The sequence below is a fragment of the Anaeromicropila herbilytica genome (assembly GCF_016591975.1).
GTDB classification, from domain to species: domain Bacteria; phylum Bacillota; class Clostridia; order Lachnospirales; family Lachnospiraceae; genus Anaeromicropila; species Anaeromicropila herbilytica.
This window is the reverse complement of sequence record NZ_AP024169.1, coordinates 1,114,658-1,132,500: the sequence shown is the minus strand read 5'-3', so window position 1 is coordinate 1,132,500 and position 17,843 is coordinate 1,114,658. Positions and strand designations below refer to the sequence as shown.

The following is a 17,843-nucleotide window of genomic DNA, read 5'->3' as shown; positions in this document are numbered from 1 at the left end:
CCACAACGCATGCTTTATATTCATTAACTGCTACAAGTAATTTATTGATTACTTCAGTACTAATAAACGGTCTTGCTCCATCATGTATTAAGACACACCCTGCATCATCTATCATTTTCAATGCATTGTATACAGATTCATACCTTTCCTTTCCTCCTGGAATAATGCTCGTAATTTTATTAAATTTATATTTTTCTTTCAATTCTAAATTACAATATTCTATATATTTTTCTTCTGTCACTAAAATAATTTCATCAATTAGAGAGTTCTCTTGGAAATTTTTAATTGTATAGTACAATATTGGCTTTTGCTCTAATAATAAATACTGCTTCGGCATTTTGGTGTTCATTCTTTTTCCTTGACCTGCTGCCAATATGATTGCGACATTCTTTTGCTTTGTCATATTATCTTACCTTTGGCCTATTTTTAAATTAGGAACTGCATTAAGGTCAAGTCCATGTCTTGTACCTTTTTTATATTCATAATAAGCTGCTGCACCAATCATTGCTGCATTGTCAGTACAAAAGATTGGAGATGGATAAAAGAGAGAAATTTCTTCTTTGGTGCATGCTTCTTTCATTGCTTGTCTAAGAGCAGAATTTGAAGCTACACCTCCTGCTATACATACTTTATGCATTCCAAATTCTTTTGCTGCCTTTATTGTTCTTGTTACTAATACATCTACAACAGCATTTTGAAAAGAAGCAGCCACATCAGCTACTTGTATTTCTTCCTCTTTCATTTTACATGAATTGATATGATTTAATACTGCAGACTTTACTCCACTAAAACTAAAATCATATGGTGCATCATCTATATTGGCTCTTGGGAACTCTATTGCATGCTTATTTCCTTCTTTTGATACTTTATCAATTTTGGGTCCACCTGGATAACCCAATCCAATTGCTCTAGCTACTTTATCAAACGCTTCACCTGCTGCATCATCTCTAGTTCGACCAATAATTTCATATTCTCCATATTCCTTGACAAGTACTAAATGAGTATGTCCTCCTGATACAATTAAGCATAAAAATGGGGGTTCTAATTCTTTATTTTCAATGTAATTTGCTGAAACATGGCCTTCTATATGATGTACCCCTACTAATGGTTTATTTGTTGCATAACTAATCGCTTTCGCTTCTGCTACTCCTACTAATAATGCTCCTACAAGGCCAGGCCCATAAGTTACACCGATGGCATCTATATCTTCTAACGTAGTATTTGCTTCTTTAAGTGCTTCTTCAATTACTTGATTTATCTTTTCAATATGTTTTCTTGATGCTATTTCTGGAACTACACCACCATATAATGTATGAAGAGCAATTTGAGAAGATATTACATTGGAAAGTACCTCTCGTCCGTTTTTAACTACTGATGCTGCTGTCTCATCACATGAAGACTCAATTGCTAGTATTTTAATATCCTTATTCATTTCCATAATCATGCCTTTCTCCATATATGTTTTGTCACTTATTCTATCTTAATTATTATTCTTTCTCAAAATCTAATGTGATGGATTTTTTATCTTTACCTACTTTTGCATTCGCAAATATTTCTTTTGTATCCTCTATATAATCTTCTGGACGCACTAGAGATGGACTAAAATGAGTGAGCCATAATTCATTTACCTCGGCTTCTTTTGCTAATTTAGCCGCTTCATAAAATGTCATGTGTTTATGATCTTTGGCCTTTTCTTCCATTCCCTTTTCCCCATACATTCCTTCACAAATAAACAAGTCTGCGTCTTTCGCATTTTCCCCAATAAAAGGAATTGGTCTCGAATCTGTGCAATATGTTAACTTAATTCCTTTTCTTTCTGGTCCTAAGACCATATCAGGAGTAAATACCTTATTATCATTCTCAATTACTTCTCCCTTTTGTAATCGATTCCAGTATTCCTTTGGTACTTCATTTATAGAAGCTTTCTCCATAATAAATTTTCCCGCACGATTAATTATAATATTATAGCCGTAACATGTTACATTGTGACTAACTCGAAATGCCTCAATCATATACCCATTAATCTCCAGAACTTCCTTTTGACTAGTTATCTCAATAAACTTTAATTCAAACGGTAATTCAGGTGCAATAACTCGCAAAGCATTTACGACCCTCTCTAATCCCTTTGGACCAATTAAAGTAACTGGCTTTATTCGATCCGCATTTCCCATAGATAATAATAGTCCTGGAAGACCACTTATATGATCTCCATGATAATGAGTAAAACATATTATATCAATTGAATGAAAACTCCAGCCCTTTTCTCTTATTGCTATTTGAGTTCCTTCTCCACAATCTATTAATAAACTACTACCATTAAACCTAGTCATTAACGCCGTTAACCAACGATTTGGCAATGGCATCATTCCACTTGTTCCTAATAAACATACATCTAACATCTATTCTCCTCACTTATTCAAAGAATCCTTAATTGTCGATTCTATACACTTCATTTTTCTTAATAATCTTACCATAATTTATTATTATAATCAAATATATCGTTTTTTCTTAAAAATAGGAAAAGCCAGAAGCTTAAAATTAACCTTCTGGCTTTTACAATAGATCATCATTAAAATACTACATGATTAATCTCTTGTCTTATATTAAAGAACTTCGTATTTATTAGTTATCGTAATTGGGATTTTAAAATTTTTAATCATATTACCATAGCATTCTTCACAGATAATAAAATTATGAATCTCTAAGTCTTTATTAGAAAAGTATCCCCAATCTATCGTTGCATCAAATGCACCTTCTTTTATAATACCATTTTCGTATAACAATTGTTTACCACAAACGTTACATCGCTTTATGGTATCATTATTCAAAGGTACTTTTCTCATCTTTCCCATAATTCACTCCCATCTGTGCAGTTGTGCACTTATATAAGAGGTCTTTAAAGAGTTTATCAAAACTAAAGATATCAAGTTTTTCAATCTCCTCTTACAATACCTAATAACTACATTTTCATTATAGTAGTCTTAACTTTAATTGAATAGTGGTAATTAATTCATCACATATGTAGCCACATGATTAATGCATCTTCCTTTGGTTTATCATAGAAGTTTTTTCTTATACCTGCATCTTTAAAACCTAATCGATGATATAACCGAATTGCTCTTTCGTTACTGACTCTTACTTCAAGTGTAAATGCTGTTAGATTTTTCCCTTTTCCTCTTTCAATTAATTCTGAAATCATTAAAAATCCAATTTTTTTATTTTGATATTCTTTTTTAACTGCTACGTTATTAATCTGGCCTTCCCCAGCTACACCCCAAAGTCCACAATATGCAATTATTTCATCATGTTCTACAACTACTAAATAAATATTATTATTATCAACACTAGATGACTCAAAATCATGTGATTTCCAAGGAGAAGAAAATAATATATTCTCTATTTCGCATACTTTTTCTATGTCTTCCAATTTCATTTTACGAACTATCACTCTATTCTCCTCCTGTTATACTTCTATAATGATTTACTTATCTGTTTTTCGTTTTGATATTCTTATTATTTATTTCTCATTTTTATGTTTTTACTTATTATATTTATACTTATTTATTATTTTTCTTTATATACTTATTCTCTTTCTTATTTGTTACTTTTCTCATTTTTTTCTTTTAATTCTCGTTCTGCTTGTGATAATCTTAAATATTCAGGTTGATGACTTAATGCAGACTCTATTTGTCCTTTATCATAATAAATTTTAGCTAATGAGGCTACGGCTCCAGCTCTTTGTTTTGATAGGTGAGCGGGAGCAAATTGGTATGGAACTCTAATCTTGTCAATTATGATATCTCTATAAGGCGTTACACCATCTCCTAGAAATATCACACTTCGATTCATTTCATTAATCTTAGTAATAATGTCCTCTATTCCCACTGCCATCTGCTGTTCTAACGTAATGAACGTATTCTCATTAAACTCGTATAACCCTGTATATACCTGATTTCTTTTAGCATCCATTAAAGGACATATCAAATCTTTCACACCAAATAAATTGTAAGCTAGTCCATCCACTGTTGGTATATGAATAATTGGCTTATCTAATGCTAAACCTAGTCCTTTTGCTGTTGCAGAACCAATTCTTAATCCTGTAAATGATCCAGGGCCACCTGAAACTGCTATTGCATCTATTTCTTTTAAATCCAATTGAATCATTTTCACAATTTCATCAATCATTGGTAATAATGTTTGTGAATGTGTCTTTTTATAATTTATTGTATACTCTGCTGTTAAAGTATCTTCATCTATAATAGCAACAGATGCTACTAATCCAGATGTATCTAATGCTAAAATCTTCATAATAATATTCCTTCCCTTACTGTGATTCTTCTATAATCAAATCCCTTTTCAAGATTTTTTTCTATTGTTATAACTTTTATATCTTCTGGTAAAATCTCTTCTATTAGATTTGCCCATTCAATTAAGCAAACTCCCTGACCATAGAAGTAATCTTCATATCCTATCTCATCCATTTCATCTATATCACTAATACGATATACATCAAAATGATAAAATGGTATTCTTCCTTCTTCATATTCCTGTATAATAGTAAAGGTAGGGCTACTAATTGGCTCTGTTATCGATAAACCATCTGCAAAGCCTTGAGTAAACGCGGTTTTTCCAACTCCTAAATCACCCAATAAGCAATATACCTCTCCGGACTTTGCTTCTCTTCCCATTCTTTGTCCCAACTGATAGGTTTCCTCTACACAAAAAGTTTCTATCACCATAATAAATTTTCTTTTGCTCCTATTCATATTACAGTTTAACTGTAATTAATTTTATTAAATATGTGTCATTTATAATATTTCAAAGATTTATTCTATCTTTAAAAATCAAACAATTATCTTTGATTACCAAATTTCAATAAAATATTATTTTTTACCTAATTTCTTTTATTAACCATAAATAATTATATCAGATTCATTATAAAAAACAATAAGTAAAAAGAGCATTGCAATATATGGCCATATTCATGCCAGATATACAATGCTCTTTTTACTATATATTAGAATCTTGATTTATGATAATACCAATCTTTTTATAAAGTAAAATTGTTATAATTGAAACAATAACACCTTTGATTAAGTTAAATGGAGCTACTGCTAATAAAATAAAAGTAGATAAGCTGTTGATTGATGGATTAACCGCTGTACCCATTCCAACCAATGCGTCAATTGGCATATGAAAAGCTTTTGAATATGCTGGTAGTAATACATATGCATTTAATAAGCTTCCTACAATAATTAGCATTACTGTTCCTACTATTAACCCTATAGTAGCACCTTTTAGGTTTTTCTTTTTCTGATAGATTATAGCACTTGGAATGACAAGAGCACTTCCAATTAGAAAATTAGCTAATTCTCCAATGCCCGCTGTTGTAGTTCCGTTTATTAATAAGTTTACTAAGATCTTAATTAATTCAATGGTTACTCCTACTATTGGACCAAAGGTAAATGCACCAATTAAAACTGGTACTTCACTAAAATCAATCTTATAGAAATTAGGTGCAAACCATAATGGAATCTCAAACAACATAAGCACAATTGCAATTGCTGAAAACATCCCTGTTACCGTTAGTACTCTAGCGCTGAATCTTCCACCTGTTTTTGGGCTACCATGTGTTCCTGTTAATGTTGACATACTTTTTCTCTCCTTTTTAGAAGGAAAATTCTTGGTCTTCGCTTTTCGCAAAAAAACCTCGAATGTGTAATATTCGAGGTTTCATTAATCAATATTGATAATATCCTATCAATACGGATAAATCATATCTTTAAAAAGCTTATCTTCTCTCATCCAGACTATATACTGTCGGTATTGGAATTTCACCAATTCAGCTGCCTTAGCAGGTCACGGACTATAACCGTCGGTCGGGAATTTCACCCTGCCCCGAAGAACTTCCTTATTCAATTTTATGTTTCACTTAATTCTATCACTCAACTCACATTGTGTCAATCACTATATAATGTAAACTGTTGTAGTGTTCATAATTTCAAACATGGTATTTATTACATACTATAACTCTTTTCTTACTATTCAAAACCAAATTGATAATTTTATACACTTATTCAAGAATCATAGTTAATTGTATTCTCTTTTTCTGAACATCCACGCTCATTACTTTAACTTCAACTATATCTCCGACACTAACTACATCAAGTGGATGTTTTACAAATTTTTTGTTCGTAAGCTGGGATATATGAACTAGTCCATCTTGATGAACTCCAATATCTACAAATGCACCAAAGTCAATTACATTACGAACTGTTCCTTTAAGAATCATACCTTCTTTAAGATCTTTCATGTCCAATACATCTGTTCTAAGAATTGGTTTTGGCATCTCATCCCTTGGATCTCGTCCTGGTTTCTCAAGTTCTTTTATAATATCCTCTAAAGTAATTTCTCCAATTCCTAGTTCTTTAGATAACTCCACTCTATTGGCTACTTTTTTACCCAAGTCAGAGAGATTACCTTCTTTGATATCTCTTACACCATATCCTAAACGATCTAATAATAAAGTTGCAGCTTCATAAGATTCTGGATGTACACTTGTTGCATCTAAGGGGTTGCCTCCATCATTAATTCGCATAAAACCAGCACATTGTTCATATGCTTTTGGACCTAATTTTGTTACTTTAAGTAATTGCTTTCTCTCTGTGAATTTACCATTTTCTTCTCGATAACTAACTATATTTTTTGCTATAACTTTACTGATTCCTGATATATATTCTAATAGAGAGGCTGATGCTGTATTAAGATCTACTCCAACTTTATTTACACATCCTTCAACAACACCAGATAATGCTTCACTTAATTTCTTCTGATTCATATCATGTTGATACTGACCAACACCGATAGATTTTGGATCAATCTTAACAAGCTCCGCTAATGGGTCTTGTAAACGTCTAGCAATTGAGGCTGCACTTCTTTGTCCTACATCAAAATTAGGGAACTCTTCTGTTGCTAACTTACTTGCAGAATACACTGAAGCACCCGCTTCATTTACAATTATATATTGAACTGGTTTATTCATTTCTTTTAATAATTCTACTATAACCATCTCAGATTCTCTTGAGGCAGTTCCATTTCCTACAGATATTAACGTGATATTATATTTATCAATTAGTGCCTTCACAACCTTCTTTGCTTCTTCCACTTTGTTCTGAGGAGCAGTTGGATATATTACAATAGTGTCCAATACTTTACCAGTAGAATCAACAACTGCTAGTTTACACCCTGTACGGAAGGCTGGATCCCATCCTAATACTACTTGACCCGCGATAGGGGGTTGCATTAGAAGTTGCTCTAAGTTTTTACCAAATATCTTGATTGCTCCATCTTCTGCTTTTTCTGTTAATTCATTTCTTATCTCACGCTCAATCGCTGGTGCAATTAATCGTTTATAACTATCATCAATTGTATTCTTTAATATCTGATTTGTATATTGATTGTCATTAATGATTATTTTTGTAGATAAATAATTAAGAATTCTATCTTCTGGTGCTGTAATCTTAACTGTTAATATTTTTTCATTTTCTCCTCGGTTTAACGCTAGTACTCTATGTCCTGCAACTTTTGATATATTTTCTTCAAAGTTATAGTACATCTCAAATACAGATTCTTGTTTCTCGTCTTTCGCATTAGATATGATTTTTCCTTCTGCTAATGTAATTTTTCGAATATAGATTCTATAATCAGGTTCATCTGATATACTTTCAGCAATAATATCCATAGCTCCTTGTATAGCATCTTGGGCAGTGTTTACTTCTTTTTCTTCTGATATGAATGCTTCTGCCTCTTTTTCTATGGATTGATTAGTCTTTTGTAATAAAATAATATTAGCTAATGCATCTAATCCCTTTTCTTTGGCAATAGTTGCTCTTGTTCTTCTCTTAGGTCGATATGGCCTATACAAATCTTCAACTACGACTAATGTAGTAGCATTTAGAATTTGAGTTCTTAACTCTTCTGTTAACTTGCCTTGTTCTTCTATACTTGTAAGAACTTGATTTTTCTTATCTTCAAGATTTCTTAAATATACTAATCGTTCATGTAATGTTCTTAGTATCTCATCATTTAAAGACCCAGTTACTTCTTTACGATATCTTGCTATAAATGGAATTGTATTACCTTCATCAATAAGCTTTACTGCTGCTTCTACTTGCCACTTCTTTACTTCAAGTTCTTCTTCTAATTGTTTTATAATATCCATGTTAGTATGCTCCTTAAAATAATAATCTTTGTCAAACATTATATCCATCTTAACAAAGATAATAGCTTAAATCAACTTTTTGTAATAATCCTTAAGATTTACGTACAAACTCTTCTCTACACATTGGACAAGTAATTGCTATTTTACCTTTACCTCTTGGAATCCTTATCGTTTTCGAACATTTAGGGCATTTAAAATATTTATAAACTTTTTGATCTTTTTGCCTATTCAATAATCTTTGAACTTTAAATTTAATAGGCTGATAAATTCTTAGAAATCTCTCATTTTCTTCACGCCTTTTTCCAAAATTCTTAGAAAACATTCTAACATAACATAGAATAATAAGTAATGTTGAAATAAGTGTTAACCAATTCATCTTTAAAAATGGAGATACTATTGATATTAAAACCGCAACTACTAATAAAGCAATACTTAATTGATCTGATCCATACTTTCCATACATTAATCTACGTAACCAATTCATAACATCTCTCCTTTCAAATCATAAAAATGTAACGCGTTAATTTTACTTTGTTAATTATAAATCAATTTATACATTATTAACAATATAGTTTTCAATCATTAACTCTAGTATTATCTTTTATGCTATATTGTCTTGCTATTAATAAATATTATTATATCGTAACTGAAAGATTTTCAAATTACAATATTCTATTTCTTATTTATTATTAATTTCTTCAAAATATTTTATAAAATTTATTATAACTCTTTAAAGTATATAACAAAAAGGACTAAGTTGTTTTAATAAAATGCTCAACTTAACCCTTTTATATTTAGTTCATATTCTTATCTTCTTTGTATAACATTTAAGCACTACATTTTTAATTATAAAGCATTCTACTACATTTATGTAATACTTTACTCTTAATTGTACAATAAATTATATTACTCTGCTAAACAAAAAGCTTCATGTACTGCATTCATGGCTTTTTCTGTATGAACTTCGTCAATTAATACTGTTACTCTGATTTCAGAAGTTGATATCATCTTAATATTTACTCCTACATCATAAAGAGCTTCGAACATTTTTGCAGCTACTCCTGCATTAGACATCATTCCAGCACCCACGATAGATACTTTAGATACTGATTTTTCAATGTCAAGCTTTTGATATTTTATACTATTTGAATGTCTTTTGATTATTTCTACTGCTTCATCAGCATTATCTTCATTTACTGTAAAACTAATATCCTTTGTACCATCACGCCCTACGGATTGTAAAATAATATCAACATTGATATTATATTTTGCAAGATGATTGAACAATTTAAATGCTACTCCTGGCTGATCTTCTAATCCTATTACCGCAATTCGAGCTGTATTTTTATCTGATGCAACGCCACTTACAAGCATTTTTTCCATTTTTACTTCCTCCTTAACTACTGTTCCTTCTGATGTATTGAGACTGGAACGAACCACTAATTGAACTCCATATTTTTTAGCCATTTCTACGGAACGATTATGAAGCACACCTGCACCTAAAGTTGCAAGTTCTAGCATCTCATCATATGTGATCTCATCAATTTTTCTAGCACTCTTAACGATACGTGGATCAGCAGTATAAACACCGTCAACATCTGTATAGATTTCACATGCATCAGCGTGTAATGCTGCTGCAAGGGCTACTGCTGTTGTATCCGATCCCCCACGCCCCAGCGTTGTATAATCATCTAATTGATTGATTCCTTGGAATCCAGTTATAATAACAATTTTATTATTAGCAAGTTCGCTTTGTATTCTATCTACATCAATTCTCTTTAGTCTTGAATTACCATAAACACTGGTTGTATGCATTGCAACTTGAAATGCATTTAATGAGATTGCAGGAACTCCTAAAGCACCCATAGCCATAGCCATTAATGCAACAGAAATCTGCTCGCCTGTAGTTAAGAGCATATCTATTTCTCTTTTTGATGCATTTGGATTAATCTCTCTTGCTTGTTCTAATAGGATATCTGTTTGTTTACCCATCGCTGATAAAACTACGACTACTTGATTTCCTTTTTTATAATCTTCAATACATCTTCGTGCAACATTAAATATTCTTTCTTTATCGGCTACTGATGTCCCACCGAATTTCTTAACTATTAACATAGCTGCCTCCTAATATACTTATTCGTTTTCTGCCTGAAATAGTTTATTAATTATGCGATAACCATCTGCAATATAATTATTACTCTTCTTAGCATGTAATTCATCATAATTCCATTCATTATTCAATAAATTTGTACTATCATACAGCATATATGGCACGGGATCACTAGTGTGCGTTCTTACACATATTGGTGTTGGATGATCAGGTAATACTAGCATTCGGTAGTCTATCCCATTTTGATCGAGTTCTTCTTTTATCACTTTTATTACTCGGGAATCCAAATATTCAATAGACTTTACTTTATTAGATACGCTTCCTTGATGCCCCATCTCATCTGGTGCTTCTACATGAACATATACAAAATCATAGTCATCATCCAATAAAACTTTTACTGCTGCTTTTGCTTTGCCTTCATAATTCGTATGGAGCGTTCCGTCTGCTCCAGGTACTTCAATAACTTTCATATTAGCACCTACTGCAATTCCTTTTAATAAATCTACAGCTGATATCATAGCACCTTTTTTCCTATTTTTTTCTTCAAATGAATCCAAATTTGGTCTAGTTCCAGCTCCCCAGAACCATGCTGAATTTGCTTTATTAAGTCCTTTTTTCGCTCTTTCGATATTTAAAGGATGGTTATTTAATATTTCATAACTTTTTTCCATCATTTCTCTTATCTTAGCTTCCTTCGGTAAATAATCCTTTATCTTTCTTCCAAGGATATCATGTGGTTGAGCTAGATCAATCACTTGCCCTTTATCCCAGATTGTAAGATGGCGATAACTAGTACCCACATAATATTTAAATTCTTCACACTCAAGAACTTCCTGCAACGCACCAATAAGAACTTTAGCATCGTCTGTAGATATTTCACTTGAACTATGATCAATAATTGTTTTATCATGGTATGGCTTTTCATCATCGGACAAAGTAACCAGATTACATCGAAGTGCAACATCTGATTCCTTCATATCTACACCAATACTTAATGCTTCTAATGGGGAACGTCCTGTATAATATTCTTTTGGATAGTATCCTAACACCGATAAGTTTGCTGTATCACTACCAGGTTTCATTCCTTCTGGAATCGTTTGTACTAATCCAATCTCAGACTTTTTAGCTAAATGGTCCATGGTAGGTGTATTGGCATATTCAAGAGGTGTCTTATTTTCCAATTCGGCAATAGGCTCATCTGCCATTCCATCGCCTAAAACAATGATATACTTCATATTATTCCTGTCCTTTCTAGAATGCTACACGAATCATATTCTTTATTGAAAGATTAGATGATTTCTCTTTGTATTCTCTTTCCATAATTTCAGAAGTTATGAATCCATATTCGTTACTGTATTGGTCAAGTTTAATTATTTCAACATCTCCAAATAGTTTATTGACATCCTCTATCTTCACTTCACTTGGTACACGAACAAAATATCGATACTTTGATTCATTCACATCACCAAGTTCAAGTTTTCTACTACTCCAAATTGTCATGATATGTGTATTACCATGCTTTGCAGCGTCTACAATATCTGATACAACCGCACTCGCTGTTGGAAGCTTACCTGCACCACTTCCATAAAACATTACATTTCCTAAGACATTTCCTTTTACAAAAATGGCATTAAATACATTGTTAACTGTATATAATGGATTTAAATCATTAATAAGCATTGGTGCCACCATAGCATATACTTTTCCATCTTTTTTCTTACTTGTTCCAAGCATTTTTATATTTGCTCCAATAGATTTGGCATAGTTAATATCAATATCCGTTATATTTGTAATTCCTTCTGTATAGATATCCTCAAAATCCACTTGCATACCATAAGCTAAGGAAGTTAATATAGCTATTTTTCGACATGCGTCATGTCCTTCCACGTCAGCTGCCGGATTACGCTCTGCATATCCAAGAACCTGTGCTTCTTTTAAAACTGTTTCATAATCAGAACCCTCTATCGTCATCTTTGATAAGATATAATTCGTTGTCCCATTTAATATACCTGATATTTCTTCTATTTCATCCGCAGTAAGCGATTGATTCAATGGACGAATGATTGGAATTCCTCCACCAACACTTGCTTCGAATAGAAAGTTTACATTTTTTTCTTTGGAGATTCGAAGTAGTTCAGCTCCATGTTTCGCAACTAACTCTTTATTGGAAGTACATACACTTTTTCCTTTTTCTAAAGCTTCCTTCACAAATTCATAAGCTGGATGAACACCACCCATTACTTCGACTACAATCTTGACCTCTGGGTCATTCGCAATGATGCTATAATCATGAACAATTTTGTCTTCGATAGGATCACCTTTAAATTCTCTAAGGTCTAAGACATATTTGATATTAATTTCTTTACCCGCTCTTTTATTAATGCTATCTTGATTTGTATTTAAAACCTCTACAATACCAGAACCAACTGTACCATACCCTAAAACTGCAATATTCAACATAATGTCACTCCCTAGCTAATATTTTTAAATAATGGATTCCTTTTAATACTTCAATTGCTTCTATCATGGTCGAAATGCTAACCGTTGATGGTAATATTTCAACACTAAGTGTTATGGATGCAATTCCATTAACGGGTATACTTTGATGAATCGTCAAAATATTTGCACCATTCACTGCCACTTCATTGAGAACACGCGATAATAGCCCTGGTTCATCATCCATCTGAAGCATAAATGTAATTGTTTTACCTCTTGTATTATCGTGAAAAGGAAAAATGTCATCTTTATACTTATAAAACGAACTTCTACTTATTCCTACAGAGTCTGTGGCTTCTTGCACAGTAAGAACTTTCTCAGAATCTAATAGACGTTTTGCTTCGACAACTTTTAGAAGAACCTCTGGAACTGCTTTTTTATTTACAAGGAAATACTTATCTACTTCATCCATCTTATCATCCCTCTTGTGTGTGTATAGGAAATACACTTGTTTTTCCTAGAAAGATATTAACATAGATTATTATGCTTTGCAACCGTTTTAGAAAAAAAATAACAAAATAAAAGTGTAGTATGTATTTAGATAATATCTAAACATACTACACTTTATTCTAAAACATTAATTTTATTATTTGATAATTTTGCTGATTTTATGTTAATTAGCAGGTTGATTCATTTCTAACATTTTTTCAATACTATCTTTTTCAGAATCACTTAAAATTCTACCCAAATCAAGTAAAATAATCATTCGTCCTTCTAGATTAGCTACTTTATCAATATAAGCAGTATCAACACTTTTAACAATACTTGGAGCTGCGGATATATTTTCGTTTTCGATCTCTAATATTTCAGCTACCGAATCAACTTCAAACGCAATTAACATCTCATTTGATTTCGTAATGATAAGTTTTGTATCTTCGTTAGTTTTCTTAGATTGTAATCCAAATTTCGTTCTCAAACTATAAACTGGTATTACATCACCTCTAAGATTAATAATTCCTTGAATGAATTTTGATGCGTTAGGTACACGAACTATATTCGTATATTTTTCAATCGCATTGACATTCATAATATCAAGACCATATTCCTCATCATCTAACTTAAATATTACTTGCTTTGTTTCGTTCATATTATCCCTCCTGCATATTACTTGGTATTGCTTCTAAACGGATGGATTATTCTTAATGCTTACCCATTTTAAATAAGCATTAATAAATACATCAATTCCACCATCTAATACATTAGCAACATTACCAACTTCCTCATTAGTTCTATGATCTTTCACCATAGTGTATGGTTGCATAACATAAGATCTTATCTGGCTTCCCCATCCAATTTCTTTAATTTCACCACGAATATCTGATTCTTTCATCTGATTTTCTTGCTTTTTAAGTAAAAATAATTTCGCTTTTAGCATCTTCATTGCTTTATCTTTATTCTGCAATTGAGATCTTTCGTTCTGACATTGTACTACAATCCCAGAAGGTAAATGAGTAATTCTAATAGCTGATGAAGTCTTATTAACATGTTGCCCACCAGCGCCACTGGATCTGTAAGTATCAATTCGAATATCATCGTCATTCACTTCAATATCTAAATCTTCTTCAATATCAGGCATTACATCACAAGATACAAAAGATGTCTGTCTTTTACCAGCTGCATTAAAAGGTGAAATTCTAACTAGACGGTGTACTCCTCTTTCCGATTTAAGATATCCAAAAGCATTTTCACCATTCACTTGTAAAGTAACTGATTTAATACCTGCCTCTTCACCATCTAGATAATCCAATATCTCAGTTGAAAACCCCTTCTTATCTGCCCATTTCTGATACATTCTGAACAACATACTTGCCCAATCGCAACTTTCTGTCCCTCCAGCACCAGCATGTAACGTCAAGATAGCATTATCTCTATCATATTCATCTGATAATAATGTACTTATTCTTAAATCATCAAGGTCCTCTGTAAATGCTTCCAATGCTTCTTCAATTTCAGAAATTAAAGATTCATCATTTTCTTCGTAACCCATCTGAATCAATATTTGTACATCTTCATACTCTTGTTCTAATCTATGATATCTTTCTATGACATCTTTTAGATTTTTCAATTCTTTCATATACGCCTGAGATTTCTCCATGGAATCCCAAAAATCTGGTGCTTCCATAAGATTTTCTATTTCAATGACTCTTGCCTTTTTATTTGCAAGGTCAAAGTGAATCCCCCACTTCTTTTAATGGTTTTTCATAGGTTCCCAACGTATATTTAAATTGATCTAATTCAACCACCTAAAATCACCTCTTTATCAAATTCTAATAATTTTTACCACAGCAATATTTATACTTTTTACCACTTCCACAAGGACATGGATCATTTGGTTGTACTTTCTTACCAACACGTTTTACAGGAGCATTTGCTACTGAATCATCTTTATTTGTACCTGTTACTTTAGCTACTTGTTCTCTTTCAACATTTTGTTCAATTCTAACATGTAATAAAGCTTTCACTGTATCTTCACTAATTGATGTAGTCATCTCATCAAACATTTCAAATCCCATGAATTTGTATTCAACAAGAGGATCTCTTTGTCCATATGCTTGAAGACCTATACCTTGGCGTAATTGATCCATATCATCGATATGATCCATCCATTTTCTATCAATAACTTTTAATAGAATAACACGTTCTAATTCTCTTAAATGTTCTGCTTCTGGGAATTCAGCTTCTTTCGCTTCATATAATTTAACTGCTTCTTCCTTTAAGCTTTGTAAGAATTCATTTTTCTTAATGTGCTTAATATCATCTTCACTTAACGTGATATCTTCATAAGGAATAGTAGGAAGAAGTAATGATTTTAATTCTTCAATATCCCAATTTTCTGGTAATTGATCATCACTTATAGATGTATTTACTGCTTTCTCTACTGTATCAGTGATCATCTTATAAATAGAATCTCTCATGCTTTCGCCATCAAGAACTCTTCTTCTTTCTTTGTAAATAATCTCACGTTGATCATTCATAACTTGGTCATATTCAAGAAGATTCTTTCTGATACCAAAGTTATTTCCTTCAATCTTCTTCTGAGCTTTTTCAATTGCATTACTTAGCATCTTATGTTCAAGTTGTTCGCCTTCTGGTAATCCAATTGTATTGAACATACTCATAAGCTTTTCAGAACCGAATAATCTCATTAAGTCATCTTCAAGTGAAATAAAGAATTTAGATTCACCTGGATCACCTTGACGACCAGCACGACCTCTTAACTGATTATCAATACGTCTTGATTCATGTCTTTCTGTACCAATAATCTTAAGTCCGCCTAGTTCTGTTACGCCTTCACCAAGTTTAATATCAGTACCACGACCGGCCATATTTGTTGCAATTGTAACTGCCCCATATTGACCTGCATCTGCTATAATTTCAGCTTCTAACTCATGGAATTTTGCATTCAGTACTTTATGCTTAACTCCTTTTTTCTTTAATAATTCACTAATCTCTTCTGATGCTTCAATTGTAATTGTACCAACAAGTACTGGTTGACCCTTTTGATTAGCTTCTGCAATTTCTTTCACAACTGCATTTAATTTTTCTTTCTTTGTCTTATATACTGCATCTTGTTGATCAACTCTTTGAATATCTCTATTAGTAGGAACTTCAATAACGTCCATACCATAAATATCTCTGAATTCTTTTTCTTCTGTTAATGCAGTACCAGTCATACCTGACTTCTTAACATATTTGTTAAAGAAATTCTGGAATGTAATTGTAGCAAGAGTTTTACTTTCTCTCTTAACTTTAACTTTTTCTTTTGCTTCAATTGCTTGATGCAAACCATCAGAATAACGTCTACCTGGCATAATACGTCCAGTAAACTCATCTACGATTAAAACTTCATCTTCTTTAACTACATAATCTTTATCACGGAACATAAGGTTATGTGCACGTAATGCTAAGATAATGTTATGTTGTATTTCTAAGTTTTCAGGATCAGCGAAGTTTTCTAATTTAAAGAAATTTTCTACCTTTTTAATACCTTCTGCTGTTAAGTTAACAATTTTATCTTTTTCATTTACTAAGAAATCGCCATCTTCTTCAACTTCTTCTTTCATTAAAGCAGCCATCTTAGATATCTCAGTACTAGCTGTTCCACGTTCCATTTGTCTTGCTAATATATCACAAGCCTCATATAATTTTGTTGATTTACCACTTTGACCAGAAATAATAAGAGGTGTTCTAGCTTCATCAATTAATACAGAGTCAACCTCATCGATGATTGCATAGTGTAAATCTCTCATTACTAATTGTTCTTTATAGATAACCATGTTATCTCTTAAGTAATCAAACCCTAATTCATTGTTCGTTGCATAAGTGATATCACAAGCATATGCTTCTCTTCTCTCATCATTTTCCATGGAGTTAAGTACTACACCAACTTTTAATCCTAAAAATTCATGTACTTGTCCCATCCATTCAGCATCACGTTTTGCTAAGTAGTCATTTACTGTTACAATGTGAACACCTTTTCCTTCAAGTGCGTTAAGATACGCAGGTAGTGTTGAAACTAAAGTCTTACCTTCACCAGTACGCATCTCTGTTATTCTACCTTGATGAAGAATAACACCACCAATTAACTGTACTCTATAGTGTCTTTGTCCAATAGCTCTCTTTGAAGCTTCTCTTACTGCAGCATATGCCTCAACTAATAAATCATCTAAAGTTTCTCCATTCTTTAAACGATTTTTAAATTCTTCAGTTTTGTTGCGTAATTGTTCGTCAGATAGTTTTTCCATCTCTGGCTCAAGTGCTTCGATCTTATCTACGATTGGGTAAATAAGCTTTAATTCTCTTTCACTATGAGTGCCAAATATTTTCTGCATGAATCCCATTCTATTTCACTCCTGTTATCTTCTACATTTATTATTCATTTTATATTTACAATTAGTATACATCTAATTGCTTATATCAACTGTAAACCAATAATTTATATTGTAACATTTTAAACAAGACTATTCAACATAATTTTTTGTAATGAATTGTAACCCTATTTTCACAAATTAAAAG

The 17,843-nt window shown here is 31.9% G+C and carries 17 protein-coding genes and 1 riboswitch (1 of these 18 cut by a window edge); all 17 genes read right to left on the bottom strand.

Annotated elements, in window-relative coordinates; translation table 11 throughout:
* Positions 1 to 403, bottom strand: partial view of a 2-C-methyl-D-erythritol 4-phosphate cytidylyltransferase gene (gene ispD / locus bsdtb5_RS04885; protein WP_271714939.1) — the 5' portion only. The gene continues 299 nt to the left of window position 1, outside the view; only the first 403 of its 702 coding nucleotides appear in the window; its start codon is at positions 401 to 403; the stop codon falls past the left edge of the window.
* A 6-nt stretch (positions 404 to 409) separates the two neighbouring features.
* The gene (gene tsaD / locus bsdtb5_RS04880) at positions 410 to 1,432 is read right to left on the bottom strand and encodes a tRNA (adenosine(37)-N6)-threonylcarbamoyltransferase complex transferase subunit TsaD (RefSeq protein WP_408628619.1); all 1,023 of its coding nucleotides are present in this window, start codon (positions 1,430 to 1,432) and stop codon (positions 410 to 412) included.
* A gap of 55 nt (positions 1,433 to 1,487) precedes the next feature.
* Positions 1,488 to 2,399 (bottom strand): ribonuclease Z, encoded by a 912-nt coding sequence (locus tag bsdtb5_RS04875; RefSeq protein WP_271714938.1) that lies wholly within the window; start codon positions 2,397 to 2,399, stop codon positions 1,488 to 1,490.
* Positions 2,400 to 2,603: 204 nt separating this feature from the next.
* Entirely contained in the window at positions 2,604 to 2,852 is a 249-nt protein-coding gene (locus bsdtb5_RS04870) for a hypothetical protein (protein WP_271714937.1), read from the bottom strand.
* A 161-nt stretch (positions 2,853 to 3,013) separates the two neighbouring features.
* The gene (rimI, locus tag bsdtb5_RS04865; protein ID WP_271714936.1) at positions 3,014 to 3,448 is read right to left on the bottom strand and encodes a ribosomal protein S18-alanine N-acetyltransferase; all 435 of its coding nucleotides are present in this window, start codon (positions 3,446 to 3,448) and stop codon (positions 3,014 to 3,016) included.
* A 146-nt stretch (positions 3,449 to 3,594) separates the two neighbouring features.
* Positions 3,595 to 4,308, bottom strand: a complete 714-nt coding sequence (gene tsaB / locus bsdtb5_RS04860) for a tRNA (adenosine(37)-N6)-threonylcarbamoyltransferase complex dimerization subunit type 1 TsaB (protein WP_271714935.1) — start codon at positions 4,306 to 4,308, stop codon at positions 3,595 to 3,597.
* Positions 4,305 to 4,739, bottom strand: coding sequence for a tRNA (adenosine(37)-N6)-threonylcarbamoyltransferase complex ATPase subunit type 1 TsaE (gene tsaE, locus bsdtb5_RS04855; RefSeq protein ID WP_271714934.1), 435 nt, complete (start codon positions 4,737 to 4,739; stop codon positions 4,305 to 4,307). The genes tsaB and tsaE overlap by 4 nt, the downstream gene beginning before the upstream one ends.
* Before the next feature lie 271 nt (positions 4,740 to 5,010).
* Positions 5,011 to 5,652 carry an ECF transporter S component gene (locus bsdtb5_RS04850; protein ID WP_271714933.1) on the bottom strand — a complete coding sequence of 214 codons (642 nt, stop codon included), beginning with the start codon at positions 5,650 to 5,652 and terminating at the stop codon, positions 5,011 to 5,013.
* 137 nt (positions 5,653 to 5,789) lie between these two features.
* Positions 5,790 to 5,910: riboswitch (FMN riboswitch) on the bottom strand.
* 163 nt (positions 5,911 to 6,073) lie between these two features.
* Positions 6,074 to 8,221, bottom strand: coding sequence for a Tex family protein (locus bsdtb5_RS04845; RefSeq protein WP_271714932.1), 2,148 nt, complete (start codon positions 8,219 to 8,221; stop codon positions 6,074 to 6,076).
* A 91-nt stretch (positions 8,222 to 8,312) separates the two neighbouring features.
* Positions 8,313 to 8,705 carry a hypothetical protein gene (locus bsdtb5_RS04840; protein WP_271714931.1) on the bottom strand — a complete coding sequence of 131 codons (393 nt, stop codon included), beginning with the start codon at positions 8,703 to 8,705 and terminating at the stop codon, positions 8,313 to 8,315.
* 422 nt (positions 8,706 to 9,127) lie between these two features.
* Complete coding sequence (locus bsdtb5_RS04835; RefSeq protein WP_271714930.1) at positions 9,128 to 10,336, bottom strand: aspartate kinase; 1,209 nt, start codon at positions 10,334 to 10,336, stop codon at positions 9,128 to 9,130.
* 18 nt (positions 10,337 to 10,354) lie between these two features.
* On the bottom strand, positions 10,355 to 11,566 hold the full coding sequence (locus tag bsdtb5_RS04830) for a cofactor-independent phosphoglycerate mutase (RefSeq protein ID WP_271714929.1): 1,212 nt from the start codon (positions 11,564 to 11,566) through the stop codon (positions 10,355 to 10,357).
* Between the two features lie 16 nt (positions 11,567 to 11,582).
* Entirely contained in the window at positions 11,583 to 12,791 is a 1,209-nt protein-coding gene (locus tag bsdtb5_RS04825; RefSeq protein ID WP_271714928.1) for a homoserine dehydrogenase, read from the bottom strand.
* A 4-nt stretch (positions 12,792 to 12,795) separates the two neighbouring features.
* Entirely contained in the window at positions 12,796 to 13,239 is a 444-nt protein-coding gene (locus bsdtb5_RS04820; RefSeq protein ID WP_271714927.1) for an ACT domain-containing protein, read from the bottom strand.
* 201 nt (positions 13,240 to 13,440) lie between these two features.
* The gene (locus bsdtb5_RS04815) at positions 13,441 to 13,914 is read right to left on the bottom strand and encodes a chemotaxis protein CheW (protein WP_271714926.1); all 474 of its coding nucleotides are present in this window, start codon (positions 13,912 to 13,914) and stop codon (positions 13,441 to 13,443) included.
* Between the two features lie 33 nt (positions 13,915 to 13,947).
* Positions 13,948 to 15,070, bottom strand: a protein-coding gene (gene prfB, locus bsdtb5_RS04810) for a peptide chain release factor 2 (RefSeq protein ID WP_271714925.1) whose coding sequence is annotated in 2 segments (ribosomal slippage) — positions 13,948 to 14,994 and positions 14,996 to 15,070 — 1,122 coding nt in all. Because the reading frame shifts where the segments join, the coding sequence is not laid out codon by codon here.
* 24 nt (positions 15,071 to 15,094) lie between these two features.
* Positions 15,095 to 17,668 (bottom strand): preprotein translocase subunit SecA, encoded by a 2,574-nt coding sequence (gene secA, locus bsdtb5_RS04805; protein ID WP_271714924.1) that lies wholly within the window; start codon positions 17,666 to 17,668, stop codon positions 15,095 to 15,097.
* Positions 17,669 to 17,843 lie beyond the last annotated feature (175 nt).

Bases quoted from the DNA above. Each gene is read 5' to 3' on its own strand.
- bsdtb5_RS04830 (WP_271714929.1), bottom strand. From the start codon at position 11,566: ATGAAGTATATCATTGTTTTAGGCGATGGAATGGCAGATGAGCCTATT.
- bsdtb5_RS04820 (WP_271714927.1), bottom strand. From the start codon at position 13,239: ATGGATGAAGTAGATAAGTATTTCCTTGTAAATAAAAAAGCAGTTCCA.
- tsaD (WP_408628619.1), bottom strand. From the start codon at position 1,432: ATGAATAAGGATATTAAAATACTAGCAATTGAGTCTTCATGTGATGAG.
- bsdtb5_RS04835 (WP_271714930.1), bottom strand. From the start codon at position 10,336: ATGTTAATAGTTAAGAAATTCGGTGGGACATCAGTAGCCGATAAAGAA.
- secA (WP_271714924.1), bottom strand. From the start codon at position 17,668: ATGGGATTCATGCAGAAAATATTTGGCACTCATAGTGAAAGAGAATTA.
- tsaE (WP_271714934.1), bottom strand. From the start codon at position 4,739: ATGGTGATAGAAACTTTTTGTGTAGAGGAAACCTATCAGTTGGGACAA.
- bsdtb5_RS04875 (WP_271714938.1), bottom strand. From the start codon at position 2,399: ATGTTAGATGTATGTTTATTAGGAACAAGTGGAATGATGCCATTGCCA.
- bsdtb5_RS04825 (WP_271714928.1), bottom strand. From the start codon at position 12,791: ATGTTGAATATTGCAGTTTTAGGGTATGGTACAGTTGGTTCTGGTATT.
- tsaB (WP_271714935.1), bottom strand. From the start codon at position 4,308: ATGAAGATTTTAGCATTAGATACATCTGGATTAGTAGCATCTGTTGCT.
- bsdtb5_RS04845 (WP_271714932.1), bottom strand. From the start codon at position 8,221: ATGGATATTATAAAACAATTAGAAGAAGAACTTGAAGTAAAGAAGTGG.
- bsdtb5_RS04815 (WP_271714926.1), bottom strand. From the start codon at position 13,914: ATGAACGAAACAAAGCAAGTAATATTTAAGTTAGATGATGAGGAATAT.
- bsdtb5_RS04840 (WP_271714931.1), bottom strand. From the start codon at position 8,705: ATGAATTGGTTACGTAGATTAATGTATGGAAAGTATGGATCAGATCAA.
- bsdtb5_RS04870 (WP_271714937.1), bottom strand. From the start codon at position 2,852: ATGGGAAAGATGAGAAAAGTACCTTTGAATAATGATACCATAAAGCGA.
- bsdtb5_RS04850 (WP_271714933.1), bottom strand. From the start codon at position 5,652: ATGTCAACATTAACAGGAACACATGGTAGCCCAAAAACAGGTGGAAGA.